33 protein-coding genes and 1 tRNA gene are annotated in these 25,030 nt (G+C 51.1%); 31 read left to right on the forward strand and 3 right to left on the reverse strand.

What is annotated here, in order from left to right:
• Positions 1-197 precede the first annotated feature (197 nt).
• From mnmE to NYE74_RS03355, 8 genes are all read left to right on the forward strand, one after another.
• Positions 198-1,577 carry a tRNA uridine-5-carboxymethylaminomethyl(34) synthesis GTPase MnmE gene (gene mnmE, locus NYE74_RS03320; RefSeq protein ID WP_036618225.1) on the forward strand — a complete coding sequence of 460 codons (1,380 nt, stop codon included), beginning with the start codon at positions 198-200 and terminating at the stop codon, positions 1,575-1,577.
• 125 nt (positions 1,578-1,702) lie between these two features.
• On the forward strand, positions 1,703-3,589 hold the full coding sequence (mnmG, locus tag NYE74_RS03325) for a tRNA uridine-5-carboxymethylaminomethyl(34) synthesis enzyme MnmG (protein ID WP_316560453.1): 1,887 nt from the start codon (positions 1,703-1,705) through the stop codon (positions 3,587-3,589).
• Positions 3,590-3,597: 8 nt separating this feature from the next.
• The gene (gene rsmG / locus NYE74_RS03330; protein WP_036618229.1) at positions 3,598-4,320 is read left to right on the forward strand and encodes a 16S rRNA (guanine(527)-N(7))-methyltransferase RsmG; all 723 of its coding nucleotides are present in this window, start codon (positions 3,598-3,600) and stop codon (positions 4,318-4,320) included.
• Between the two features lie 447 nt (positions 4,321-4,767).
• Positions 4,768-5,592, forward strand: a complete 825-nt coding sequence (noc, locus tag NYE74_RS03335; RefSeq protein WP_316560450.1) for a nucleoid occlusion protein — start codon at positions 4,768-4,770, stop codon at positions 5,590-5,592.
• Positions 5,593-5,868: 276 nt separating this feature from the next.
• Positions 5,869-6,630, forward strand: a complete 762-nt coding sequence (locus tag NYE74_RS03340; protein WP_316560449.1) for a ParA family protein — start codon at positions 5,869-5,871, stop codon at positions 6,628-6,630.
• Complete coding sequence (locus NYE74_RS03345; protein WP_036618233.1) at positions 6,623-7,465, forward strand: ParB/RepB/Spo0J family partition protein; 843 nt, start codon at positions 6,623-6,625, stop codon at positions 7,463-7,465. Before NYE74_RS03340 ends, NYE74_RS03345 begins: the two co-directional genes overlap by 8 nt.
• 109 nt (positions 7,466-7,574) lie before the next feature.
• Entirely contained in the window at positions 7,575-8,735 is a 1,161-nt protein-coding gene (locus NYE74_RS03350) for an aminotransferase class V-fold PLP-dependent enzyme (protein WP_316560448.1), read from the forward strand.
• Between the two features lie 22 nt (positions 8,736-8,757).
• On the forward strand, positions 8,758-9,258 hold the full coding sequence (locus NYE74_RS03355) for a DUF4446 family protein (protein ID WP_316560447.1): 501 nt from the start codon (positions 8,758-8,760) through the stop codon (positions 9,256-9,258).
• Here the strand turns inward: NYE74_RS03355 and yyaC are convergent.
• Positions 9,230-9,838, reverse strand: a complete 609-nt coding sequence (gene yyaC / locus NYE74_RS03360) for a spore protease YyaC (RefSeq protein WP_316560446.1) — start codon at positions 9,836-9,838, stop codon at positions 9,230-9,232. The genes NYE74_RS03355 and yyaC overlap by 29 nt on opposite strands.
• Before the next feature lie 146 nt (positions 9,839-9,984).
• On the opposite strand from yyaC, the gene NYE74_RS03365 reads away from it, so the two are divergent.
• From NYE74_RS03365 to NYE74_RS03405, 9 genes are all read left to right on the forward strand, one after another.
• The gene (locus NYE74_RS03365) at positions 9,985-10,218 is read left to right on the forward strand and encodes a DUF3343 domain-containing protein (protein ID WP_316560452.1); all 234 of its coding nucleotides are present in this window, start codon (positions 9,985-9,987) and stop codon (positions 10,216-10,218) included.
• 35 nt (positions 10,219-10,253) lie between these two features.
• Positions 10,254-11,126 carry a mechanosensitive ion channel family protein gene (locus NYE74_RS03370; RefSeq protein ID WP_316560445.1) on the forward strand — a complete coding sequence of 291 codons (873 nt, stop codon included), beginning with the start codon at positions 10,254-10,256 and terminating at the stop codon, positions 11,124-11,126.
• Between the two features lie 50 nt (positions 11,127-11,176).
• On the forward strand, positions 11,177-11,413 hold the full coding sequence (locus tag NYE74_RS03375; RefSeq protein ID WP_316560444.1) for a DUF951 domain-containing protein: 237 nt from the start codon (positions 11,177-11,179) through the stop codon (positions 11,411-11,413).
• A 162-nt stretch (positions 11,414-11,575) separates the two neighbouring features.
• Positions 11,576-12,160, forward strand: coding sequence for a glycerol-3-phosphate responsive antiterminator (locus NYE74_RS03380; protein WP_051985148.1), 585 nt, complete (start codon positions 11,576-11,578; stop codon positions 12,158-12,160).
• Between the two features lie 201 nt (positions 12,161-12,361).
• Positions 12,362-12,452: transfer RNA gene (locus NYE74_RS03385), tRNA-Ser, on the forward strand.
• A gap of 140 nt (positions 12,453-12,592) precedes the next feature.
• Complete coding sequence (locus NYE74_RS03390) at positions 12,593-13,633, forward strand: tyrosine-type recombinase/integrase (RefSeq protein WP_316560443.1); 1,041 nt, start codon at positions 12,593-12,595, stop codon at positions 13,631-13,633.
• Positions 13,633-14,205 carry a helix-turn-helix domain-containing protein gene (locus NYE74_RS03395; protein WP_316560442.1) on the forward strand — a complete coding sequence of 191 codons (573 nt, stop codon included), beginning with the start codon at positions 13,633-13,635 and terminating at the stop codon, positions 14,203-14,205. Before NYE74_RS03390 ends, NYE74_RS03395 begins: the two co-directional genes overlap by 1 nt.
• A gap of 711 nt (positions 14,206-14,916) precedes the next feature.
• On the forward strand, positions 14,917-15,135 hold the full coding sequence (locus NYE74_RS03400; RefSeq protein ID WP_316560441.1) for a hypothetical protein: 219 nt from the start codon (positions 14,917-14,919) through the stop codon (positions 15,133-15,135).
• A 142-nt stretch (positions 15,136-15,277) separates the two neighbouring features.
• The gene (locus tag NYE74_RS03405) at positions 15,278-15,628 is read left to right on the forward strand and encodes a hypothetical protein (protein ID WP_316560440.1); all 351 of its coding nucleotides are present in this window, start codon (positions 15,278-15,280) and stop codon (positions 15,626-15,628) included.
• Positions 15,629-15,923: 295 nt separating this feature from the next.
• On the opposite strand, the gene NYE74_RS03410 is transcribed toward NYE74_RS03405, so the two are convergent.
• Positions 15,924-16,577: a DUF3102 domain-containing protein gene (locus NYE74_RS03410; RefSeq protein ID WP_316560439.1), complete on the reverse strand. Its 654-nt coding sequence runs from the start codon at positions 16,575-16,577 to the stop codon at positions 15,924-15,926.
• Positions 16,578-16,668: 91 nt separating this feature from the next.
• On the reverse strand, positions 16,669-16,872 hold the full coding sequence (locus NYE74_RS03415) for a helix-turn-helix domain-containing protein (protein ID WP_316560438.1): 204 nt from the start codon (positions 16,870-16,872) through the stop codon (positions 16,669-16,671).
• Between the two features lie 169 nt (positions 16,873-17,041).
• Here NYE74_RS03415 and NYE74_RS03420 point away from each other — a divergent pair, with 169 nt between their 5' ends.
• The 14 genes from NYE74_RS03420 to NYE74_RS03480 all read left to right on the forward strand — a co-directional run bounded on the left by NYE74_RS03420 (position 17,042) and on the right by NYE74_RS03480 (position 25,020).
• On the forward strand, positions 17,042-17,551 hold the full coding sequence (locus NYE74_RS03420; protein WP_316560437.1) for a hypothetical protein: 510 nt from the start codon (positions 17,042-17,044) through the stop codon (positions 17,549-17,551).
• Positions 17,552-17,729: 178 nt separating this feature from the next.
• Positions 17,730-18,236 (forward strand): hypothetical protein, encoded by a 507-nt coding sequence (locus NYE74_RS03425; protein WP_316560436.1) that lies wholly within the window; start codon positions 17,730-17,732, stop codon positions 18,234-18,236.
• 348 nt (positions 18,237-18,584) lie between these two features.
• Entirely contained in the window at positions 18,585-18,830 is a 246-nt protein-coding gene (locus NYE74_RS03430) for a hypothetical protein (RefSeq protein WP_316560435.1), read from the forward strand.
• Between the two features lie 68 nt (positions 18,831-18,898).
• A complete protein-coding gene (locus tag NYE74_RS03435) occupies positions 18,899-19,060 on the forward strand; it encodes a hypothetical protein (RefSeq protein WP_316560434.1) in 162 nt (53 codons plus the stop codon).
• A gap of 17 nt (positions 19,061-19,077) precedes the next feature.
• Positions 19,078-19,539 (forward strand): hypothetical protein, encoded by a 462-nt coding sequence (locus NYE74_RS03440; protein WP_316560433.1) that lies wholly within the window; start codon positions 19,078-19,080, stop codon positions 19,537-19,539.
• The gene (locus NYE74_RS03445) at positions 19,536-19,949 is read left to right on the forward strand and encodes a hypothetical protein (protein WP_316560432.1); all 414 of its coding nucleotides are present in this window, start codon (positions 19,536-19,538) and stop codon (positions 19,947-19,949) included. The genes NYE74_RS03440 and NYE74_RS03445 overlap by 4 nt, the downstream gene beginning before the upstream one ends.
• Positions 19,950-20,200: 251 nt before the next feature.
• Positions 20,201-20,977 (forward strand): hypothetical protein, encoded by a 777-nt coding sequence (locus NYE74_RS03450; RefSeq protein WP_316560431.1) that lies wholly within the window; start codon positions 20,201-20,203, stop codon positions 20,975-20,977.
• A 106-nt stretch (positions 20,978-21,083) separates the two neighbouring features.
• On the forward strand, positions 21,084-21,305 hold the full coding sequence (locus NYE74_RS33250) for a helix-turn-helix domain-containing protein (RefSeq protein WP_009224790.1): 222 nt from the start codon (positions 21,084-21,086) through the stop codon (positions 21,303-21,305).
• 90 nt (positions 21,306-21,395) lie between these two features.
• The gene (locus NYE74_RS03455) at positions 21,396-21,788 is read left to right on the forward strand and encodes a hypothetical protein (protein ID WP_316560430.1); all 393 of its coding nucleotides are present in this window, start codon (positions 21,396-21,398) and stop codon (positions 21,786-21,788) included.
• A gap of 678 nt (positions 21,789-22,466) precedes the next feature.
• Positions 22,467-22,820, forward strand: a complete 354-nt coding sequence (locus NYE74_RS03460) for a hypothetical protein (RefSeq protein ID WP_316560429.1) — start codon at positions 22,467-22,469, stop codon at positions 22,818-22,820.
• Positions 22,821-22,822: 2 nt separating this feature from the next.
• The gene (locus NYE74_RS03465) at positions 22,823-23,152 is read left to right on the forward strand and encodes a cold-shock protein (protein WP_316560428.1); all 330 of its coding nucleotides are present in this window, start codon (positions 22,823-22,825) and stop codon (positions 23,150-23,152) included.
• Positions 23,149-23,637: a hypothetical protein gene (locus NYE74_RS03470; protein ID WP_316560427.1), complete on the forward strand. Its 489-nt coding sequence runs from the start codon at positions 23,149-23,151 to the stop codon at positions 23,635-23,637. Before NYE74_RS03465 ends, NYE74_RS03470 begins: the two co-directional genes overlap by 4 nt.
• Positions 23,638-23,655: 18 nt before the next feature.
• Positions 23,656-24,306: a hypothetical protein gene (locus tag NYE74_RS03475; RefSeq protein ID WP_316560426.1), complete on the forward strand. Its 651-nt coding sequence runs from the start codon at positions 23,656-23,658 to the stop codon at positions 24,304-24,306.
• 18 nt (positions 24,307-24,324) lie between these two features.
• The gene (locus NYE74_RS03480; protein WP_316560425.1) at positions 24,325-25,020 is read left to right on the forward strand and encodes a hypothetical protein; all 696 of its coding nucleotides are present in this window, start codon (positions 24,325-24,327) and stop codon (positions 25,018-25,020) included.
• Positions 25,021-25,030: the final 10 nt, after the last annotated feature.

Consider the following 25,030-nt stretch of genomic DNA (forward strand, 5'->3'; position numbering starts at 1 on the left):
GTGAATGGGGAATAGCGGAGAGGGTCGTTTGAATCTGGAGAAGCGGCAGCGTTCGCCTTTGCAATCGGATTGTCACTGCTTTAGAATTTATCAAATTAATACAATCTGATTGCAGCAGCGATCGGAAGATCAAACGAGCAGCGCAGCGTCACATTCACGAACCTGATTTTATTTACAATAATGCGAGGTGAACAAAAATGCTGAGCGATACGATTGCAGCCATATCCACCGCCGTAGGCGAAAGCGGGATCGCCGTCATCCGCGTCAGCGGACCGGAGTCGATCGCCGAAGTAGGGCGCGTGTTCCGCGCCAAAGTCCCGCTGCCGGAAGCGGAGACCCATACGGTCCATTACGGGTTCATCGTCGACCCGCAGACGGGCGAGAAGCTCGAAGAAGTGCTGGTCAGCGTGTTTCGGGCGCCCCGTTCGTTCACGACGGAGGACGTGGTCGAGATCAGCACGCACGGCGGGATCATCTCCGTCAAACGCGTGATGGACCTGCTGCTGCAGCAGCCCGGCATTCGCCTTGCGGAGCCGGGGGAATTTACGAAGCGCGCGTTCTTGAACGGGCGGATCGACCTGTCGCAGGCGGAAGCGGTGATCGACCTGATCCGCTCCAAGTCGGACCGGGCTTTTTCGGTGGCGCTGAAGCAGGTGGAAGGCGATTTGTCGCGGAAAATCAAAACGTTGCGTCAAACGCTAGTGGAGACGCTGGCGCATATCGAGGTCAACATCGATTACCCGGAGCATGATGTGGAGTCGATGACGATGGCGTTTATCAAGCAAAAATGCGCGGAAGTGTCGGAAGGCATTGACACGCTGCTGAAAACGGCCAGTCAGGGGAAGATTTTGCGCGAAGGCATCACGACAGCGATCGTGGGACGGCCCAATGTGGGCAAGTCCTCGCTGATGAACGCCCTGGCCCGGGAAAACAAAGCGATCGTGACGGACATTCCCGGAACGACGCGGGATGTGATTGAAGAGTATGTGACGATCAACAACATCCCGCTGAAATTGCTCGATACGGCGGGGATCCGCGAAACGATGGACGTCGTCGAGCAAATCGGCGTGGAGCGCTCGAAAGCGGCGGTGAACGAGGCCGATTTAATCCTGCTCGTGCTTAATAGCGCGGAAGCGCTGCATGAGGACGAAGTTGCTTTGATGGAGCAGTTGGCCAGCCGTTCCGCCATCGTGCTGCTCAACAAAATCGATTTGCCGCAGCAGCTCAATCGGGAGGTCGTGCGGCGTTATTTTAAAGAGGAATCGATTGTGGAGTTGTCGGTGAAAACGGAGGAAGGGCTGGATCATCTGGAAGAGGCGATCGCTCGCCTGTTCTTTGGAGGTCAGCTGGAGTCCAACGATTTGACCTATGTCAGCAACGTCCGGCATATCGCTTTGCTGAAGAAAGCGAAGCAGTCGCTGACCGATGCGTACGAAGCGGCGGACAGCGGGATACCGATCGACATTTTGCAGATCGACGTTCGGCTCGCCTGGGAGCAGCTTGGCGAAGTGATCGGCGACTCGGCGCCGGATGCGCTGATCGATCAGATTTTCTCGCAATTTTGCCTGGGGAAATAAAGATTTCGAACGTATCAGCCGAGTCCGTTCATGGTATGATGATACAGAAGATTTTAATGATTTATTTTTTAAAAATAAGCGGATAGAGGGTTCTCTTTCTGTGGGATATAAGGAGGTTGTTTGTGATGGGGTATGCTGCCGGAAGCTATGACGTCGTCGTCGTCGGCGCGGGACATGCGGGCTGTGAGGCGGCTTTGGCCGCGGCGCGGATGGGTTGCCGTACGCTGATGGTGACGATCAATTTGGATATGATCGCTTTTATGCCGTGCAATCCTTCGATCGGAGGTCCGGCGAAAGGCCATGTGGTCCGTGAGGTGGACGCGCTGGGCGGTGAAATGGGCCGCAATATCGATAAGACGTTCATTCAAATGCGGATGCTGAACACAGGGAAGGGGCCGGCCGTGCACGCGCTGCGGGCGCAGGCGGACAAGTTCCTGTACCAGCACACGATGAAAGAGACGATGGAGAAGGAACCGAACCTGACGATGCTGCAGGGGATGGTGGAGGAGCTGATCGTGGAAGACGGCCAATGTGTCGGCGTCATCACGAAAACCGGCGCGGAATACCGGGCCAAAGCGGTTGTGCTGACCACCGGCACCTATTTGCGCGGCAAAATCATCATGGGCGAGCTGATGTACGAGAGCGGGCCCAACAATCAGCAGCCGTCCGTCAAGCTGTCGGAAAATTTGCGGGACCTGGGCTTTGAACTAATCCGCTTCAAAACCGGCACGCCGCCGCGGGTGCACAAGGATACGATCGATTTTTCGCAAACGGAAATTCAGCCGGGCGACGCAAAACCGAAGTTTTTCTCTTACGAGACGAAAAGCTCCGGCAACGAGCAGCTGCCTTGCTGGCTGACCTATACTTCGGAAGAAACGCACAAAATTATTCAGGATAACCTGCACCGCGCCCCGATGTTTTCCGGTGTCATTGAAGGAACCGGACCCAGATACTGCCCGTCCATCGAGGATAAAATTGTGCGCTTCAGCGACAAGCCGAAGCATCAGATTTTTTTGGAGCCGGAAGGCAAAAATACGTCCGAGTATTACGTGCAAGGCTTCTCCACGAGCATGCCGGAGGAGGTGCAGCTGAAAATGCTGCGGACGCTGCCGGGCCTGCAAAACGTGCAGATGATGCGGACCGGCTATGCGATCGAATACGACGCCATCGTGCCGACGCAGCTGTGGCCGTCGCTGGAGACGAAGCGGCTGCCGGGATTGTTTACGGCGGGGCAAATCAACGGCACATCCGGTTATGAGGAAGCGGCCGGTCAAGGGATCATGGCCGGGATCAACGCGGCGCGCAAGGTGCAGGGTAAAGAACCGGTCATTTTGGACCGTTCGCAAGGGTATATCGGCGTGTTGATCGACGATTTGGTCACCAAAGGGACGAACGAGCCTTACCGTTTGTTGACGTCCCGGGCGGAATACCGTTTGCTGCTCCGCCATGACAATGCCGACCTGCGGTTGACGCCGATCGGTTATGAGATCGGTTTGATCACCCAGGAGCGGTACGACCGTTTTCTCGATAAAAAACAGAAAGTCGAGCAGGAAATCGAACGCCTCAAAGCAACGAAGGTCCGTCCTTCGGAAATCAATCCGCTGCTCGAGTCGGTCGGTTCGGCCCCGATCCAGGACGGCAGCAATTTGCTGACCATTTTGCGCCGGCCGGAAGTGACGTATGCCCATATCGGCTCGCTTTCTCCTTCCGATTTGGACTTGGATGAAGAAATGCAGGAGCAGGTGGAAATTCAGATCAAATACGCGGGATACATTGAAAAGCAGCTGATTCACGTTGAGAAGTTACAGAAAATGGAAAAGAAAAAAATCCCGGAAAATATCAACTATGAAGATGTTCAAGGGCTTGCGACGGAAGCGCGCCAGAAGCTGGCCAAAATCCGCCCGATTTCGATCGGCCAAGCGTCGCGGATATCCGGAGTAACGCCTGCGGATATTTCCATTTTGCTGGTGTATCTGGAACACTATAATCGTGTGACCGCAGCGGGAGGTTGAGGTTACTCTTGGATTCGATACAATCGGAATTCCTTACACTGCTCAAAGATCATGACATCGAGCTATCGGAAAACCAGCTAAGCCAGTTTGAGACTTATTTTAAGGAACTTGTTTCCTGGAATGAAAAAATGAACTTAACCGGGATTACAGAGCGGCACCAAGTGTACATCAAGCACTTTTACGACTCCGTCACTCTAGCTTTCCACATACCTATGGGGGAGATTGTTACGATGGCGGATATCGGGTCCGGCGCCGGTTTTCCCGGAATCCCTTTAAAAATTTGTTTTCCTCATTTGCAGCTGACGATCATCGATTCGTTGAATAAGCGCATCCAATTTTTGCAGCATGTTGTTGATCAGCTCGGGCTGCAGGACGTTCAGCTGCTGCATGGCAGGGCGGAGGATTTGGGCCGCCGGGAAGGGTTAAGGGACTCCTTTGATTTGGTGACCGCGAGAGCGGTCGCACGAATGGCTGTTTTGAATGAATTTTGTTTGCCTTTTGCCAAAGCGGGTGGTGTTTTTGTAGCGATGAAGGGCAGCGATCCGGAGGAAGAGGTCAAAGAGGCGGCGTACAGTCTGTCACAGCTTAAGGGCCAATGGGTAAACACCGTACCGTTTACGTTGCCGATGGAAAACTCCGATCGTCATCTTGTTATTATTCGCAAAACAGGCCCAACGCCTAAAAAATACCCACGCAAAGCAGGAACTCCGGTCAAGTCTCCGCTTGTATAAATTGTTTCACCCTCTTAGCAAAATGTTCCACGTGAAACATCTCGTTAAGAGGGGTTCTTTTCTGTAATATTCTTTAAGTTCTAAAAAGAAGAGAATAGGATTATAGAGGAAAAAGTGGTAGAATAGATATATCGGGTTTGCGTTGAGATCATTCTACATAGATTAGCGCCTATTTCGCCGTTCAGGCTTTATTTGGGCGTTTTGTGATTCGTGGTGATCTTAACCTTTAAGTATATGTTCAAAAAGTCAGAATTTCAGCACGAAGATTATGCTTATGATGTTTGTTTCTTCAGAACGTTCTTTCTTACATCTTCAAAAGAAGGCTTTTTGAACAACCTCTTAAAAAGCGATTGATTGTAGATTGTACTGCTTTTCCATCCCCATAACGGGATGCTACCCGTAAGGCTTGGCCTTATGTCACTATGAAACTAGGTGGTAATTGACGGAATGAAAGAACAATTTTCTAAATTGTTTGGTTTAACCGAACGGAGCAGCGGTGATGAAGTAAAGCAAATCCCGGTGGGGGAAATTGTCGGCAGTCCTTATCAGCCCCGGACCATTTTTGACGATGAGAAGATCGATGAATTATGCCAAACGATTAAGACTCACGGCGTCATTCAGCCGATTGTCGTTCGCCAGCGGAATGACAAGTATGAAATCATTGCCGGGGAACGGCGCTGGCGCGCGGTCAAAAAATTAGGGTTGGAGACGATTCCGGCCATTTTGCGCGATTTCAACGATTCCCAGGCCGCTTCGATTGCGTTGATCGAGAATCTGCAGCGGGAAGGTCTAACTTCGATTGAAGAAGCTATGGCATACCAAAATTTGATCGATCTTCATCAATTGACACAGGAAAGCCTGGCACAAAGATTAGGGAAAAGCCAGTCGACCATCGCCAATAAAATTCGTTTGCTTCAGCTTCCGGAAGAAGTGAAAACGGCGCTCATGGAACGAAAAATTACGGAACGTCATGCGCGTGCTTTACTGTCCTTGGACTCCCAGGAACTGCAACTGAAAGTCCTGGCTGAAATAATCAGCAAGGAATTGAATGTAAAACAAACCGAAGCCAGAATTGCCTTTTATAAGGAAGTTTCGAAAAACAAAAAATCGGCTTCCAGGCGGATTTCGTTTACGAAGGACGTTAGACTGGCGCTGAATACGATTCGCCAATCGATCGATATGGTTACCGGTTCAGGATTGCAAATTAAAACGGAAGAAAAAGATCACGAAGATCATTATGAAATTGTCATTCAAATCCCTAAGCGTTCCTAGAATGCTTGCTGACCCTTACCGCGAGGTTTGATGGTCAGCTTCTTTTTCGCAAATTCAGCCACATGCTCATGGAATGGAACGCACTTCCTCGCCAATTCATTCGATTGGATCAATCTGTTTCTGTTCCATAAACCAGCTCACGGTTTTAGGAAATCAACACTCGGGTTGGAAATACTTCCGAGGGGCTTTTTGGTCTTTTTGTAGCTGCAACTTGGCGAATTCAAACATCTATATGAACTACAAGAAGATTCTTCTATTATATTGAGGTGAACTGGATTGTCTAAAATCATTGCCATAGCGAACCAAAAGGGAGGCGTCGGAAAAACGACGACTTCCGTTAATTTGGGAGCTGGACTTGCTGCGATTGGAAAAAAGGTGCTGCTGATCGATATTGATCCGCAGGGGAATACGACCAGCGGCGTTGGCATCAATAAAGCGGACGTAGCCAACTGTATCTACGACGTCCTTATTAATGAAGTACATCCTAAAGAAGCGATTGCGCATACCGAAATCGAAAATTTGGATATTATCCCTGCGACGATTCAGTTGGCCGGCGCAGAGATTGAGCTTGTGCCTACGATTTCCCGTGAAGTCCGTTTGAAGAAATCGCTTCAGCCGGTTCGTAAATTGTATGATTATATTCTCATCGATTGCCCGCCGTCTCTCGGCATTTTAACGATTAATTCGTTAACGGCCGCCGACTCCGTGCTGATCCCGATTCAGTGCGAATATTATGCTTTGGAAGGGCTAAGCCAGCTTTTGAACACGGTTCGTCTGGTACAAAAACATTTGAATACATCACTGCAAATCGAAGGCGTGTTGTTGACCATGTTCGATGCGCGCACCAACCTTGGCATTCAGGTGATTGAAGAGGTTAAGAAATATTTTCAGCAAAAGGTATACAAAACGGTTATTCCGCGTAATGTCCGGTTGAGTGAGGCGCCTTCTCATGGACAATCGATTATTACGTATGATCCACGCTCTAAGGGTGCGGAAGTATATTTAGAGTTGGCAAAGGAAGTGGTCTCTTATGAGTAGCAAACGATTGGGGAAAGGATTGGACGCTCTCATACCGTCGCTTTCTATTCAAGACGATGACAAAGTCATTGAGATTCCTCTCAACCAGCTTCGTGCCAATCCGTATCAACCACGCAAATCTTTCGACGAAGAAGCGATTCGGGAACTGGCTGAATCCATTCGCCAGCACGGTGTGATTCAGCCGATTATCGTGCGCAGTGTGCTGAAAGGTTATGAAATTATTGCCGGCGAACGGCGGTTCCGGGCTTCGCAATTCTGCGGGAACACGACGATTCCGGCGGTAGTAAGAACTTTTTCCGACCAGCAGGTTATGGAAATCGCGCTCATTGAAAACTTGCAGCGGGAAAACCTGAATGCGATGGAAATCGCGGTAGCTTATCAGGGGTTAATGGATCAGTTCCAGTTGACCCAAGAGGAGTTGTCCCTGAAGGTAGGAAAATCCCGCTCCCATATCGCCAACTTTTTACGGCTGCTGACCTTGCCGGATGAAGTCAAAGATTATGTTTCACGTGGAACATTGTCGATGGGACATGCGCGTGCATTAGTTGGATTAAAGGACCCGGCAACGATCAAACAGTTGGCCAAACAATGTATTGATCATGAGTGGAGCGTTCGCGACCTGGAGGAAGCTGTTCAGCAGCTTGATCGCAAAAAGCAGGAAAAACCAAAAAGCACCAACAAAAAGCGGGATCCTTATATCGAAGAAGTAGAGGAAACTTTGCGTGAACGGTATAAGACGACCGTTAAAATTAAAGCGAACAAGGAAAAAGGGAAAATCGAGATCAATTATTATAGCTTGCAGGACTTGCAAAGAATCCTTGATATGTTGAGTTAACCGGGCGATGACATATTCATCTTTTCTGTGAAGCGGCTTGCTTTGAAGGGAAGAGGGGTATGTCATTCTTGGTCTGGCGGAAAAGACTTGGGGAGGATGTGGGAGACGGATGAGAGACAAGCCGGTGGTATACCTGGATCATGCAGCCACATCTTGGCCAAAACCTCCTGGGGTAGGAGAAGCCGTGTTGGAAATACTAACTGGACCAGCTGCCAATGCGGGGCGCGGAAACCATAGTATGGCGCTGCAAGCGGGGCGGGCAATGTACAAAACACGAGCTCAGCTTGCAACTTTGTTTCATATCTCAAATCCCAATGATATTGCATTCACCTCCAACGCAACCTCGGCCTTGAACATGGCGATCAAAGGATGGGTCAAACCGGGGGATCATGTTATCGCCACGATGGTCGAGCATAACTCGGTGAGAAGGCCGCTTGAATATTTACGGCGAACTCAAGGCGTGGCTGTAGACTATGCGAAAGTAAATTCCCGGGGCGAAATTGACCTTGATCAAGTCCGGTCGATGTTTCGTCCCAATACAAGACTGGTCGTGTGTACGCATAGTTCAAACCTGCTAGGATGCATTTTGCCCGTAAAGGAGTTAAGCGCCATAGCTCATGAACAAGGGGCGATACTGCTGCTTGACGCTTCGCAAACGGCCGGATCCTATCCGATCGACGTCCAGGATTTGGGGATCGATATGCTGGCGTTTCCCGGACATAAGGGGCTTTTGGGACCGCAAGGGACCGGGGGACTATACATCGATCCGGGTGTTGACTTGGAACCTCTGCTGCACGGCGGCACAGGGAGTCAATCGGAGGAGCCCGAGCAGCCGGCGGTCCGGCCGGACCGGTATGAGGCCGGAACGGGCAACGCGCCGGGGATTGCCGGTCTTGGAGCTGGAGTTGGTTATGTGCTTAAAGAAGGAGTCCAAAATCTATTCCGCAGGGAATGGACTTTAACGCAAAAATTAATGGAGCAACTGCTCGCCGTAAAAGGCATATCCATATTGGGCCCGGAGCTGGGGAAGCCGCGTACGGGGATCGTGGCGTTTACGATTGCCGGACATGACGCCTCCGGGCTGGCTTTTACACTGGACCGGGAATTCGGTATCGCCGTGCGGGCCGGTTATCATTGTACGCCGCTTGGACATGAGACGGCTGGAACATTGGAAGGCGGAGCGGTTCGGGTCAGCGTGGGGTACAATACGACAAACGCCGATGTCGAGGCGCTCATTGCGGCGTTGACATCGATCACAAAGTCATCATAGGCATAGGGGAGTCGACATTAGCATGCGGGATTGGAATGATCTCATCTTCGACCAGTTATTTTTGGTCGTTGGCGTATTTATCATTTTGTTGGTTTGGTTGTTCGTTTGGAATTTGATACAAGGCAGTAAGCTGCGGAAAATGAGAAGAAAATACGATTTGATGATGAAGGGAACCGGCGTTGAAGATCTGGAGAGCCTGCTAATTGATCTGAAAATGCAGCAGGACAAAATCGAAGATGTTCAGGAAACTCAAGCTCGGCAGCTTGACGAATTACAGCGCCTGATGCCGAAGCAAAAAGCGAAAATCGGAATTAAACGCTACAATGCATTCGGTGAACGCGGAAACGACCTGAGCTTCTCGATTGCGTTTATCAACGAGGAACAGGACGGGGTTGTTCTTACCGGGCTTTACAACCGCGACGGCTCCTATGTATATGCCAAATCTTTGTCGAAGGGCGAATCAACGCATGCGTTATCCACGGAAGAACGGGAAGCTATTGCTCTCGCCGCGATAAAGGAGTAAGGTTCCGGTTCCATTCTTTGATTGCGGTGTAAACGCAATTGGCAATGATGTCCGATAGCCGCATCACAAGACTAAGCCGCGTGTTTTGCAATACAAAATACTCCATGAAGCCGCCGACATTGACGATGCCCGTAAGATGGATATCGCCGACCGGCGGCAGTTCTTTATTTACCCCCGCGCCGGGGCGGAGCGGCCCTTGCACGACCTGGATCGATCCGACGCTCGACGTTTGGCCAAGGCAGGCGTCAATGCCGATAATAAACGGGTCGGCGAAAGTCCGGTCGATGAGTTCGAGCGTGTCTTTGAGATTCATGGCATGAACGGGTTCATCGAGCGTCCCGAACAGATGAAATTCCGGGCTATTATATTTTGCGAGAGAAGTGCCTACCAGGGGGCCAAGGCAGTCTCCGGTCGAACGGTCTGTCCCAATGCAGATGATGACGATCTCCTGTCCGGGAGTGATTTCGGCAAAATGCAGAAGCAGACGATGAATGATGGCGGAATGAATCCCTGGTTCGGTATGGGCGATTTTTAAATACGGCATTGGTTGGCCTGAGATTGACGGTTGTAGCTGTGACATGGAATCTCCCTTTCCTCGAGTAAAATAACGTCAAAGACAGCTCGTAGATTTAGTAGATAGTATATGGAAGAAACGGGGATTATATACTCGGACTAAAGTCATGATTCAAAAAAGGGGGGACGACGGTGGGGGAAGCGTGGCTGGTGATGGCTTTTGATTCGACCCAGCAGGCGTTGCGAGCCGAAATGCTGTTGGAATATGCCGAGGTAGACATTGACCTGTGTCCGACGCCGAAGGAGATAACCGCAGGCTGCGCCTTGTCGATTCGATTTCCGTCAGAGGCTTTGGAAAAAGTGAAGGGGATCATTCGCAGCGAAACGGTGGGAATTCGGGGCATTTACTCGCCGCGGCCGATGGGCTATGATAGCATAGAGCTATAATCCGTCAGGGATTGTGCGAAAGGATGATAGATGCAATGTGGTTGGAGATGCCAACGGGTGAAATGCTGAATGCCGCCGTTACCTGGAAGGATAAGGTTTGGAACTGGTTTACGGATATGGATATGTGGCAAGGCGTGCTGATTTCCGCATTAAAAATACTGCTTATTTTTATCTTAACCCGCTTATTTGTAAAAGTGATCTACCGATTGATCGACCGCTCCTTGGAGCGGAGGGAAAAGAACCGGCTGCAAATGAACCCCCGCAGACTGGTGACCGTAGGGGAGTTAATGAAAAATGTAACGTCCATTACGGCGAATTTTATTTTGTTGATGCTGGTGCTGGGGGAAATCGGTTTTGAATTGGGACCGTTATTGGCCGGCGCCGGTGTATTGGGGTTGGCGATCGGGTTTGGCGCACAGGCTTTGGTTAAAGATGTGATCTCCGGCTTTTTCATTATATTGGAGGATCAATTCGCGGTGGGAGACGTCATTCAGACCGGCAGCTATAAAGGAACGGTGGAGATGATCGGCCTGCGTTCAACGCGGCTGGTCAGTTGGACCGGCGAGGTGCACATTATTCCAAACGGCTCGATCACCAATGTGACGAACTATTCGATCGGAAACGCGTTGGCCGTTGTCGATTTGACGTTTAGCCAAACCCGCCGGCTGGAGGAGAGCATGGAGCTGCTGAAAGCCGCGATGGAGAAGCTGAAGCAGAGCCATCCGGAGTTTTCCCAGGCGCCAAACGTGCTTGGCATCCAATCCATGTCCTCCAGTGAATACGTCATTCGGATCGCCGCGGAATGTTCGCCGTCGAAACGTACGGAGGTGGAACGGTTGATTCAAACCTTCGCCAAGGAAGCTATGGAGGATGCGGAGATGGGGAGAGGGACTGCAGTAAGCCGATAAGTTGGCAGAGTTAAGGCAAGGAACTAATGCATGCAGAAAGGAGCAGGGCCATGGAGCGAAAATCTTTTCAATTGGGCGATATTGTACAAATGAAAAAAAATCATCCGTGCGGGAGCAACGAAATGGAAATCATCCGCATGGGGATGGATATCCGCATTAAATGTGTAGGCTGCAAGCACAGCGTGCTGGTGCCTCGCGCCAAGTTCGAGAAAAACATGCGCAAGGTGCTGCGTTCTGCGGCGGCAGAGCAGGAGACGGGGCAGCAGCCTCCTGAGCAGACAGATTAAGGGCTTTAGAGCATAATCGTGATATTAGTTCCCGGCAGAGGTGGTTCGACGCTTCATAGCGCCGAATGCGCCTCTTTTTTTACATAATTTGAACAAAAGGCCCGCATTTCCTTAATATATCGGCAGTATGCTAAGTTCAGAACAGCGGAAGAGGTGAGGAGCATGAGCAGCTATCCGATTATCGCTTCCATTACTCAAGACATCATGATCTCTGCTGCTGTCGACGGCAAAGTCGAGCGCGTTATCTTGATGGCGGGCAATATTATGTCGCTGGATGAGATCGTCAAGCAATTACGCAAAAAGAACAAGCAGATTTACGTCCATGTCGAAATGGTCGGCGGGATCGGCCGGGACGCCTCGGTAATTGAGTATTTGGCGGAAATGTTCGACATCGACGGCATTGTCACGACGAAAAGCAATATGGTCGTCGCGGCCAAGCAGGTTGGCATCAAGTCGATACAACGGGTATTCGCGATCGATTCGGCGGCGGTGGAAACGGCGATTCGCATGATCCAGCATTGCGAGCCGGATGAGGTGGAACTCATGCCCGGACTTATGCCGCGTATTATCCGCGAGTTCAAGCAGAGGATCGGCCAGCCGTTGATAGCGGGAGGGCTAATCCGCAATCAGGAGGAGATCGACACGGCCTTCCGAAGCGGAGCCAGTTATGTGTCGATCGGAAACCCCGATTTCTGGAACGACTTCGTCACCGTCAGCATGCCTAAGCAGCCTTCGTCCCAAAAGTGAATGATGCCTAGGGTGGAGACGCCTCGGAAAACCCAAAAGCAGCTTTCCTTGCTTAGTGCACGGTGCAGGTTGTTTTTTTCTTTTTCGGCATATTTGCTTGCAGTCTGGGGGGAGGATGGAGTTTACATAATTTGAATGTTATTTGTTCTGCATTATTCTATTGCATTGGTACATGATCCATGGTATAATAAAATTCGCTGTGGAGAGGTACCCAAGAGGCCCAAGGGGGTTGACTCGAAATCAACTAGGCGTCGCAAGGCGTGCGTGGGTTCGAATCCCACCCTCTCCGCCATCACTCGTAAACCGCGTCATTATCACGTTTTCAGTACGTTATGTGTACGGAAACTGAACGCAAACGAGCGCTAGATGATTCGTACATACCTGAATGATTCCGACCTTCTACGTTAGAAACGCGTAGGAGGTCTTTTGTTTATGGATAAACGCACCGGAAAGAAAACGTTAACCCAGCGGACGCCCATTACGGAGGTCGGCTTACCGTCGTTTACGCTGGAGGAGGCGGTCGACTTCGTTGTAAAGGTGAAGCGCGCAAACAACCTCAAGGAGCGTACGATCGAGGGCTACGTGAAGAATATGCGCTACTTCAACGAATGGGTCGCGAATCATTACGGAGAAATTACGATCCAGGACGTAACGGCGGAAATGCTGCGTGACTATGTGATTTGGTGCGCGAATGAAAAGGAGTATTACGCCGGGCACCCGTTCAAGTCCGAATACAAGAAGGACCAGCGTGGCCTCTCACCGGCTTCTGTAAACGTACGTATTCGCGTTTTAAGGACGTTCTTTAACGTTCTTCACGCGGAGGAAGTAATTGACCGGAATCCGGCCGCAAACCTTTCTCTGATGCGCCAGGACGTCGATACAGTTACGCCATTGACTGAGGAGGAGTTGCGGCGGTTCTTAAAGGCACCGGACCGGAAACAATGGGCGCAGTGGAGGGATTACGTAATTATGACGTTGATCCTAGACACGGGTCTACGTCTGAATGAAATCTGCGCGCTGGAAAAGTCGGAGGTTGATTTCGTACGGAAGTTAATCGTGCTTCCGGCCGCGAAGAATAAGAATAGGAAATCCCGCGTATTGCCACTATCGACAGAGACGGTACGGCTGGTGAAACAGCTTATTACGGAAACAGAACGCCATTTCAATACAACGCACGTTTTTACGACGAACTACGGGGAGCCGCTGAACGAGAAGACGATCCAAAAGGCGTTTGATAAGTACGCGGAAAAGGCGAAGCTCGGGCGGAGTGTGTCGCCGCACGTCCTGCGCCATAATTTTGCAACGATGGCCGCGGAGAATGGGATGAGCATATTCCACCTGCAGAAGATTATGGGTCATGCGGATATCTCAACTACGCGTAAGTACGTACAGATCAGCGAGGAGAGTATTGCGGACGAACACCGGAAGCACTCGCCACTTGCGCGGATTATGAAGCGGGAGGGCGTGCGCTAATGGCAGCGGTAAATAAAGGCGGCATTGTCCGCGTATCCAAACGCGACTCCTCATATGCGATCATTGACCCGTATTTTCTGTCGGACGAGCGCCTATCCTGGAAGGCGAAGGGACTACTCGGCTATTTATTGTCTAAGCCGTCCAACTGGCGCGTTTATGTCTCAGACCTCGTCAAACGCTCAAAAGACGGCAAAGACGCGGTTTATTCGGCACTGAAAGAATTAGAGGCCGCTGGATATATTGAGCGCCGCCAACTACGCGATCCCGACGGTATTATGTCCGCACTCCACCGACGCCTATCCGCCATACCGCTCAATGACACGCACGCCGTCGGCGACTTTTATTTCGCGGACATCTACGCGGCCCTTCTGCGCCATTTTCCAGGCCGCCTCGATCCGGAGGTCATCGACCTGGCCGCGGAGCAATACGTCATGACGGCGATTGACTTACGCACTAACCTGCCGCGGATCGACGTAATGAATCCGGTCGGCCTGTTTGTTAACGCTTATAAAACGGCGCTGGCGCAGTATAAGGCGCTCCGGTACAAGCGCAGGCGGGCGGCGGCTCAGTGAATACATATACCGCACTCTTTCCGCTCATTTACCGCGAAATTAGCCGCTCTAATCGCGTCCGAGTACCATCGGTAGGGTAGGCGTATTTAGGCGCTAATTTCACGTAAAAGGCGCGGGAATGGTACGACGTCGGAACATTCGCGAAGTTTCCGTAGAGTGCGCGGAGTCTAGTATGTTTCGACGCCGAAACGTCCCTGCTTAAAGTGTCTGTTAAACGGAGGGTATTCCTAATTTAGAAACCCCCTTGCTGGGATTCGCATATTCAAGCGCCCTGGCAACATCGACACCGACAAAGTGCGGCATCCGATTAATAGGGAACGAAACTCGGGTTTCTCTCCGGGGGACATCGCGACGTCGCGAGGTTGCCAAACTGTCCGTAAGTGCGCGGAGTCCAAATGTTTGGACGTACAAACGTTCCGACGTCGGGAACTTTCTATTCGAACAAATGCGACGACGTCGTCGTTTTTCCAAATCGTTGTCTCAAATGCCACCCTGTTTAATTGACAGGTTGGTTTTTTATCTCGTGTACGTTTTGCATATTAATAGGTTTATTTATCCCCTTTAGGGGAACGGAGAATCAAGAAGCTTGAATAATTGCTTGGTACTGCCCGCATCATGCGCTCGTGTACGAAATTGCACTTAATAGGTTTATTTATCCCCATAGGGGACCGCGCAGGAATCTTTAATAGTCCGAAGGGAGCGAAATAAACGATGAAAATCGACTGGGCACGCAAATTGAGTTCGCGTAAATTTTGGGCGCTGCTCGCCGCACTCGCTACGTCGGTCCTTGCGGCGGCCGGCGCGGGTGAAAATGTAACGCTGCAGGTGACGGGCGTTATTGGTGCGGTCGGCGCGTGCGTTGCGTATATGCTGGCGGAAGGATACAGCGACGGCACGGGCGGAAGTGAAGGCGAGGATAAAACGGAATAAAGCGAAATAACGGAACCCCTTGGCGGGTCTTTGCGTAGTTAGCGTAGAGACTGCGTTGAGGGGTTCATTTTTCGTTTAACGATAGTAAGCGCGCCGCCTTTATAGTAAAATATAACCAATTAACCGAAAGGTGGTACACAAGTTGGAGGAGAACGTAACGACTGGTAGTGGCCGGCCGACCCCGCAGGTGAGTCCGAAAGGTAAAACGGTCCGATTTGGCGCGCTTATTGTTCTTTTGTTGGTTGCTGTAGTGTTCGCGGTGACCAATCCGTCTGTTAATGATTTTGCTGATCATATGTTGAAGAAGTTCCCAGGCGAGGAGGAGAGTGCCTTGGCAAGAGGGGTAATCAACACTATAGGAAAGGGATACATTGAAGCGGCAACCGAACGCGATAACTACGTATTATTCTCGACGTTTACCATGACAGACGGCCCGCTCTCCGCGAAGTTTATCGGATTTCTAAACGGGTTCTTCATACAAGTGTCACCGTAATAAATAAACGCCAGCACGTGCGGAAACTCTCCGTAAGCTGGCGTTTTTATTTTCGTCAAGATAGCGCCTCTACTCCGCTCCCCTTTCCTTTATACTCCCCGCGCCCAGGATCGCTATTTTCACGTAAAATCTGCGGTAAACGCACGGTAAATGCTTGCCTGCCGCGGCATAAGCAAGAAGCGGCGATCAAGCTCCGGCAGGCCGGCAAGAGTTACCGTTTAATAGGCGCGTGGCTCGGAATAAGCTACGGAACAGCGGTAAATTGGACGAAGGAAGCGGAAGAAATTCCAACTGATCAAAAATTAACAGTTGGAAACGTAGAGTCCGCAGACGGAAAGTTCCGGCCAGCCACCGCTCCTTCCGCCGAAACGCTAACCGAGCGTGAGGAAACGGCGCTCAAACTTCGCGAAGAAGGGCGCACGCTCAAAGAGATTGCGGAAGCCATCGGAGTGTCCTCGCCGCAGACCGCAAGCAATACGCTGGCCCGCGCGGAGGCTAAGCGTAGTATCGAACCGGACGAGCCGGATGAGTTCGAGGAACTTACGCAACCGCCTGCGATTGATATGCGCGTGTTTGAGCTAATCGAATATGCCGCTTTTACTTCGCGCAACTCGCGTACGGTCATTTCGTCCGGGGGTTTCGTCTCCCCGGATTTAAGCGTGTGGCCGCGCGTTCGTTCTTCGGGCGGAAGCGTTGCTATCAGATACAGAGCATCCAATCCCATTTGCGAGGACGTCCTCGTTTTTAGACCGGGAGTATCCGCAACTTTCATGTGCATTTGTGCAACCCTAGGGTGTATCTCTACCTCCTCCCGCAACCACCGTTCCCACTGCCCGTGCGCCAAATCGTTCTCCTTGACGTGTTTGAGGCGGCGCCCAATCTCGAAAATAGCTTCGCGGCTAAACGAGTGGGTCTGTACTGAATGCAGGCCCTTATCCGCGTCAATCAATACGAAAAAGACCGCGGACTCAACGGTCGGCGGCCGGGATGTACGTTTTGCATATTAATAGGTTTATTTATTCACAGTATGTGAAATGGTGTTAATCCTCGATGTATTCAATCAGTTCCCCCGGTGTTACCTTCAGTCCTTTACATAGAGCATCCAAAGTAGGAAAGTCGATTCGTGCATTAGCGTTTGTTGCGAGTGCTTTAACAGTATTTCGACTTATCTTTGTAATTTCGACCACATCTTTCTGCGTTAATCCTTTGGCCTCCATAATTTTATCCAACGAAAAGCGTATCATAAAAATTCCTCCAAAATAAACAAGTAAACTAGTTGACAAGCAGACTAGTTGTGTTTAAACTAGTAAACAAGATAACAAGTCAACTAGCTGACATGTTACCAAGTCTACTTTTAATACGGTTATCATACCAAAAAGTTTCATTCTTATCAAATTAGGAGGTTATTACGCTATGACCAAAGCAATTATTACCCCAACCGCCACAAGCGGAACCATTGACGCAAACCCGGCGCAACTCTACGCGCTTGGCCTCGGACCTAAGCCGCGCAAAGAGATCGACATGCCGTATCAAGTGCGCTATGTCTACGTGCCACAAATCGACCGCTATATTGCGCGCCTGCTTGGGACGCGCCAGGAATTATCGTCTAATCCGCGGCACTTCCGACGTGTGACCGGTGTATCTAATCGCGCGGTTCTGGGCTCTGTATCGTTGGCGGCGGACCAGGCGCGGGCCCTCGGCTTTATTATCGCGGAGGAGGAGCTTGAGTACCACTATATATGCGTTCTCGACCGCGCCGGCTACCGCTTAACCGTCAACGTATTTACTCCGCGACCGGTCACGGAAGAGGAACTGCGTGGCCTTGCGATTGATCGCGCAATTGACCGCTTAGCGATAACTGGTATTGCCGCGCAGCCGGACGAGTTCGAGTCGATCGGATTTAGGGAGGTGACGCCGCGATGAAAACGACCGTTGATCGAATCGCATTCTTCACGCGCAAAGCTAATCAATACGGAGCGCGCCGATTCGACTACTCGCGCGGCCGGTCCGCTAAGAGGTCGCCAGCCGGGCGCTTCAAGCGCTTGATGGCGTACAAGGCGGCTGTGACGCGCCAGATAAAGGCGGAGAGGGGTGCGCGGCCTTGACGTTTGATGAGTTATATGCGTCACTGTCCGATATCAAGCGCTGGCACCGGCGGCGCGTTGTATCCTCCGGGGCCGGTGACGTTTACGACGCGGACGCATCGTTTGATGACGCGGTGCTTGGGCTCGCGGCCCGGGATGACATAACGGACTTCCGGCGGCTGCTCTACGTACACCTAAGATACAAGCGGATTGAGCTATGGCGCAAAAATGCCCGCTGGCGCGACCGTACATACTATCCGCAAGAGTACGAGGAGTTCGGCGCGACGGTTGACCGCATCGAACCGGATCGGGCCGGGTTCATCCGCGAACTTGTCGAGCGTAGCGGCGACAAAACGGCGGCCCTTATCGTAGATTTAGCGCGCCAAACGGACGGCAAAGAGTCAATCAGCGCGCTTGCTAGTCGGGCCGGTACTCATCATCACGCCGCGTTCCGGGCCCTCCGGCGACTTCGGCGGTATTATGACGCGGAAAAGGACGGGGACCTAGCGGAGTATCTCGCATAAGACGGGCCGCGCCCTCCGATGATGCCGACCGCGCCAACGGTCGATAAGCGGAGGAGACGCGCGTTATATCCCGTACCTGCCGGCCGCCAACCGGTGGGATCGCCATGCGGGAGTTTTATCCGGTCTAAATTGAGGGCCATTGGCGGGGATTATTCGGACTATTACTACAAAAAAATCCGCTAAAATGTGCGGAGCCTATCGCGGACTTTCTATAAATTATTGTGTGCGAAGCCGCTCGGTTACTTCGTATATTACTTTGAGTATGTGCGAAATGGCGATCACCGGCAACATAGTTAGTGAAGGCGGAGTTTCCGCTCACTATAAATTATTCAAAAGGAGACGATGAAAATGTTCAAACAATTTATCGCTAAGGTCCTTGCTAAGAAGGGTTATATGGTACTGCACGAAAATACGAAGGCGATTGAAAATGCGAGTATTTTGATCGATTTCAGTACAGAGGATACAGCAGTTATTCTTACGAGAAGAGACGGAACCGAAGTTGCTAAGTTTGATACCGGCGATTATGAACGTAATTGTTCTCTCGCAGAAGAATTGTGCCAGAAGATGGGCGAGCCTTACGCGTGGGTACTTTAAACGAAAATAAAACGAGCGCGGTGGCCCCGTCGGCTGCCGCGTATCTCATATTAAAGGAGGCGCGAAAAATGAAATACCACAGCATTGAGGAGGCGGTTGCGGAAATTCAACGGCTCCGTAAAGAAATCACCCGAAAGAATAGCGCATTAAGGCGGATTCAAGCGCTGGCAGGTCACAACAAGGCGATTCATGCAACCGCAGGGATCGCGCTGAGGGAGAAACGTCAATAAAAGGAGGAAGAACAATTATGAATACATTACAAATGCCAGGAGAACGGTTTTTCAGAGAAATGGAGGAGGTGGTGAAGAATCTATACTTGAACTGGCTAAAGGGCGGCTATGTTTATTACATCGATTACGCTGAAGAATTAGGACGTACAATTATTTTAAATTGTAAGGATAAAGTGAGCTGGAGATATTTATACCAAAAATACATCACACTTGATGAATGGGTAGAAAAAGAGAAGATAGAAGACGAAACTGGTAAAGTAACTCCTGTCATTTGTATTATCACAGAAATTGTCAACGACCATGCGTATCAAGAGATCGTAAGGATTAACAACATTGATGATGAACTAATCGAGTTAGCTAACTTTGATGTTGAAGATGCGATTATAATGGGATGTCTTTGGTGCGAAGAGCAATTATTAAAGAGAGTAGAGAGAATGGAATTATGTTCTTTTGTCTATGAAGAAGAGGTGCGGCCATGAGCGAAATGAAACGTTTGGCGCAAATTGCGATCCAGCAGAAGGAAAACGTATTAGAGAGTGGTGGGTACTCTCCGTCCCTTCACGATTTATTCCGCGTTCAGTTGCCTGAATTGAGCGCGAAATACGATAAGCGGACGGCACGCGACGCAATAATTCTCCTTTTATATCTTCACGCGTATGTGAACGGAACCGAGGCGAACGAATACTATATGTGGGCGTTTCCGACTGTTGAGCAGATACAAGAAGAAACCGGTATTCACAAAGACAGGATTAAGCCGCTATGCCGGATTCTCGAAACCGAGGGACTGCTGATTACAAAAATGACTAAGTGGCACGGGAATCAAAAGAAGATGTATCTGCCGCTATATTACCCGATAAGCGATGTGATTCCCATTAATGGGGTGGCATAATTCCTGTTTTCAGGAACCGACTAATTCCTGTTATTGGGATAGTAATAAGAACGAACTTAACAACAACGAATTAACAAGAATAAATATACCGCTTCGGTTAAATTCGCTTACGCTCATTGAACCTCGCGGACCGGATTGAGGATATATAAATAGATTTCTATGCGCGTAAGAGATTGTATTCGAAGAATAAAAACGATAGATACGGCCGGTTCCTGTTTGCGGGAATTGCTGACCAGTTAAGGGGGCGTCTTATGATGACAAGAAAAGAGACGTACGAAGCTGTGCAAAAATTTCTGATAGAAAATAAGGATACTCCAACCGCCTGGCGCGCCGAACTTGTCCGCCAATTTACGGACGAGCTATTCGAAAAAGGTTGCCCGCGGCTGGCCTTCTGGACATGGCGAATGGCTAATCCGGCATTGCTCCGAAAAGGCGCGCCACATCAAACGATAGGCGATATTCTCGCGGATTATATTATGAACATACGCGAGATCCCCGAACGGAAAGCGGAGTATCCGGTACATGGTCCGGAGTTTGAATATCGCGGAGCGCTGCGTCGACAGGCGCTAGAATCGCAGCTATTGACGGAGCGGCCGGATGAGGGCGACCCGGAGGAACGCGGCATATACGAGGATACGTTCATCACAGACCGGCCCGTCGAATCCGCGCTGTTTGATGAAACGGTGACGATGGCGGCCGAACACCTAATCGGAATGTTATCGCAGATTAAGCGTAATCCGGAGTCGTTCATCCGGAAATATGCGAACGGCGGCGCATGGAACCGGGATAACACCGTAAAGCGGCGGACGCCGGAAAACGTGCGGGCGGCAATCGAAGCGCTAGACATGCGCCGCGTGCGTACGTGTGTCGTATGCGGGAACGCGTTCTATTCACACTCTCCACAACCGGGGCGGGTCAAGCTGTGTGAAATAATGGTGCATCCGCAGTTTAAGGCGAAATTCTTCTGTCAGGTCGAACGGGATCGGGCGTTGGCGGTTCTCCGTAAGCATAAGAAGGTTGCCGCGTAATCGAACCATTTTCCAATACTATATAGACGGGCAAAACCCGTCGGTACTTGTGATTTTTTATTTGGGGTCAAAGCGAAGATTGTATAAGAAAGGAGAGTAAAACAGAATGAACGGGTTTGCGATCAGAGCGATTAGAATCAGTAAAGGGATGACACAGCCGGAATTTGCGAAGACGTTGGGCATTAGTCCTACGTGGTTGTGCGAAATAGAGAAAGAACGTCGGCCGGTGTCTGATAGAGTACGCATCCGCGTCAGTCAACTTTACGGCGACGATAACGCAGTTGAGATGATCCGTCGCGCAAAAATGTCCGAACATCTTACGGTTTAAGTTGAACGCCGTACGGAGCGGGTAACTACGGGAAATATGCAGGTAAAAATTTAAAGGCAAAACTGCTAAGCCGCAAAAAGGATGATCAGTATGGCCGTAGTAATTACAGAGGACGAACACATTACCATTATTCATTACGCGGAGGGTAAGCGCCCAATAAAGATCGAGCCTTTCGTTGTAACATCCGCAGAGGATGCAGATATCTTACAAGACATCATTAGATTTATCCACGTCGAGGCAAACTCTCCTCATCATATCGCTAAGATGGAGGATGCGAAATTTTTTGCACTGGTTGAATTACTGGCGACGAAGATTTGCTACGCGTTCTCCCCTAAAACCGAATACGGCATTAATAAGTCAGAGATTAGGGGCATTGTTTTATTTGTGCTACAAGCCGCAACCGAAGCCGGGGAGTGGTTGGACTCCTATCACTGTACTGACCGCACTTTCGTGCAATTCTTGAGGGGTTACCTAGATGAATAACCGAATAAAGACACTCGCCCGTAATCAGTGCGCTAACTTCTGCGGCACTAACGGTTGCCAGCTCGAACCAAACGGACAACCGCGCTGCAACTTTTATCGCGAGGACGAGCAGGCCCGACCGTATATTAAATCGGGTTCTTTGCGCTGCCTTTATTTTGAGCGCGCCGTATTGCCGACCGATCCCGCGCTATCGGACGCTTACTTTGCCGCGGATGCAGAGCCGGGCGACAAGTGCGCTGCGTGCGGATTACCTTACGCGCGTCGATCTAACAGGCAACGTTATTGTCCGACATGCGCGGAGGTACGGCGTAGGGAGTCGGATCGGGCGCGGAAGGGACGCAAGACCGCCCTATAATTCCGCATTTAGACGATTAAAAGCCGCGCCAGACGTGGGTTTGCGGGGGCTTAATTTAGAGATAGGATGAATTACCCTAGCCGCAATCCTAAACGCGGAAATTGCAAAAAAGGGTACCAATTATGAGGGGAGGAGCACGATTGTATGACCGACGGGAGGACGCGAAACGTCACTGTCCTTATTTTCGCGGCGCTGACGGATATACTTGCGCTTTGCTGGCGGCGTTAAATAAAACAGACGTCCGATGCAAGGTTTGGCGCGGTGCCGAGTCGATCCGCTGCCGTTATCTTGAGACGCAAATATGCAAAAGGGGATGACGCGGAATGACCGTAACAGTGTATCAATACGTGTTTGCGGACAGAGACAAAACGTGCGTACACACGACGCTAGTAAACGATGCCGGCGCGGTGCTGGATCGTAATATCGCGACGTATGCGGCTTACCCGCTCAAGCAAATTGCGGACGAGCACGCGAAGTATATGCTCCGGGTGCTTAAGCGCAGCCTATCGCCGGATCACGTGATTTACGATTGCAATATCCGGGGGCGCGTGGAGTATACGGCAACGGATAGCGGGTTTAGCGGTAAATTGACGTATCATCCACGCAGGGACAAGGCGGAGGACGTGCGCCTGCAATGGGCGGACCCGGAAGAAGACAGAGAGGAGATGGATGAGTAAGTATGTCATATCCAGCAGCTATTACGTGGGACGGACTCAACGGTGAGGAGATGGAGGAGGTATTTTCGCGGATCGGCCCGAGCCTCGGTAAATCGCCGGTTGCACCGCCAGAAGAGAAGCGCAAGAAAGCGGACACCAGCCGCAAGCGTGGCCGAATTAAATTTATCAACGCAGAAAAAGGCTACGGCTTTATTTCGGTTTTTGGCGCGGACGACTTGCACTTTAGCGTACCGGGCGGCGTTAAATTAATGCGCGGCGATCACGTAACGTTTGGGGTCGGCAAGGATAAGCGCGGAAGGTTGACCGCTAAAGGCGTGAGGTTAGTACGATGAGATATACGCTATACATCGCAGCCGCGTCCGACGACCACCGGATGGCCTATGCGTACGTTCTGGCCGACTATAGCTCGGTAGTCGCGGAAGGCACGTTTTTAACGGCCGGCGAGCGTAAATTCGACGAATCCTTTTGCGGTCACGTCGCGTTACAGCGGGCGTTACGTGCGGCGGCCAAGAGTGCGGAGGGCGTCGTTGACTTAACCGTTATGCTCGACGACAATATCGCCAATGGCGTTGGGCTAGAGCTATTGGAGGTTAATCCGCCGTTATATCCGTCTCTGTGCCGCGCCACCAAGCGCGTTATGAAACGGTTTAATCAATGCAATCTGGCCGCCATGAAAAAAGAGGACGAGGATTTGACGCCGGAGGAGGCCGCAGCCTTCGACGATTGTCTTGACGCGCTTGAGGAGGCGCGCACTGTCCGCGGAAAGTGGCGGTTGCTTTTTGACATCATTACCGGCGCGGGCCGGATTATCAAGTGAAGGAGAGGAGCTAAGTAAATGGTTAAAATCCCCAAAAGAGTACAAGAGGCAATCGACGCGTATAAAGAGCTGGCCGCCAGAGGTGCCAAGCTAAAAGAGGCGCACCAACAGCGCGCAGACGAACTCGCCGCCGAAATCGCGAAGGTTCAGGCGGAACTTGCCGCCGCATCAGACGCCGCACTCGAAGAGCCTACGTCGGCGAATATCGCTCGCGAAACGGAGCTGCAACGCAGACTGGCGGAGCTTAGTATGGACAAAAGAGCCGCAGAAGACCGGAAAAGCCGCGCTTTTAGCGGTGAGAGTCGGCGGTTAGCGGAACTAGCAGACGCGGCGATTCAGGCCGGCCGGGAGGAGGCCGTCAGCTACCATAAGGAGCATTACGACGCGAGGCTCAAAGCGGTTGAGGACTCTAAATACGCGTACCTTAGTGCGTTGGTCGGTCTACACGCGTTGGAGCGCGAGGCATACGACATTTACCGTACTGCGGCAGACGAAACAAACCCGGTACGCGCCGAGCAAATAGGACGGCCCTATTTTGCAGAGCTTGCAGTTCATTGGCGTGGAGGGGCTCGACAGGTTCACGGCGTGTCCGAAACCGAGGTCAACCGCGCATTACGCCACGGTAAAATATTGCACACCAGCGTCGCCGAGGGTCGCGAAATCGAATAACAAGGAGAGGTCCAATTAATGTCATATCAACAGCACATCCAAAACGCAAAAGCCTTGATTTACGGTGATTCATCGTTGCAGGCCGCCGGGGTAATCTTCCAACGGGTTAAAAAAGAAGCCGGGGAGGTCTATAAAGACAAGTCGCTGTCAAATACCGGGATTATCCAAAAGCAAAATGAAATCCGGAAACAGGGTGCGGTCGAGGTCGCGAAGATTATCCAGGCAGCTAAAAGCGAGGTTGGTAAAGAACTGGACGCCGCCGAAAAAAGCGCCCGGGCCGCCATCGACCAAACCGCCGCCAAACCGGCCGACGAGGTCATTCGCGATTTTACAGAGCGGTACGACACACTTAAAACGGAGTTGCTCGTATTCAGCGACCGCAGTACCGCCGGCAAAATGCTCGATCTTATGCGAGAGACGGACGACCCGTATCTGGCGCGGTTAATCCTCGACGACCTTGCTGCCATTGGACCGGCACTTAACGGCCACGTTACCGATGGGATGCTCGTGCGTGCAGCATACGACGGCTTGAAGAGGATCGCCGAAACGGACAGCCGCGCCCAGGCCCGCGAAGCTTTGGAAACTGTCGAGAGGTTGCGCAACATGCCGCCGGTTAACTCGATGATTACGCTTGGGCTGACGTCTGCGCTTGGGGACCAGTACCAAAACATCCTTTACGACTATGAGACGCTTTTAGATGAGGCTGGTGCGTAATTGCGCCGGC

Source organism: Paenibacillus sp. FSL P4-0127, assembly GCF_038007325.1.
Taxonomy (GTDB): Bacteria; Bacillota; Bacilli; order Paenibacillales; family Paenibacillaceae; genus Fontibacillus; species Fontibacillus macerans.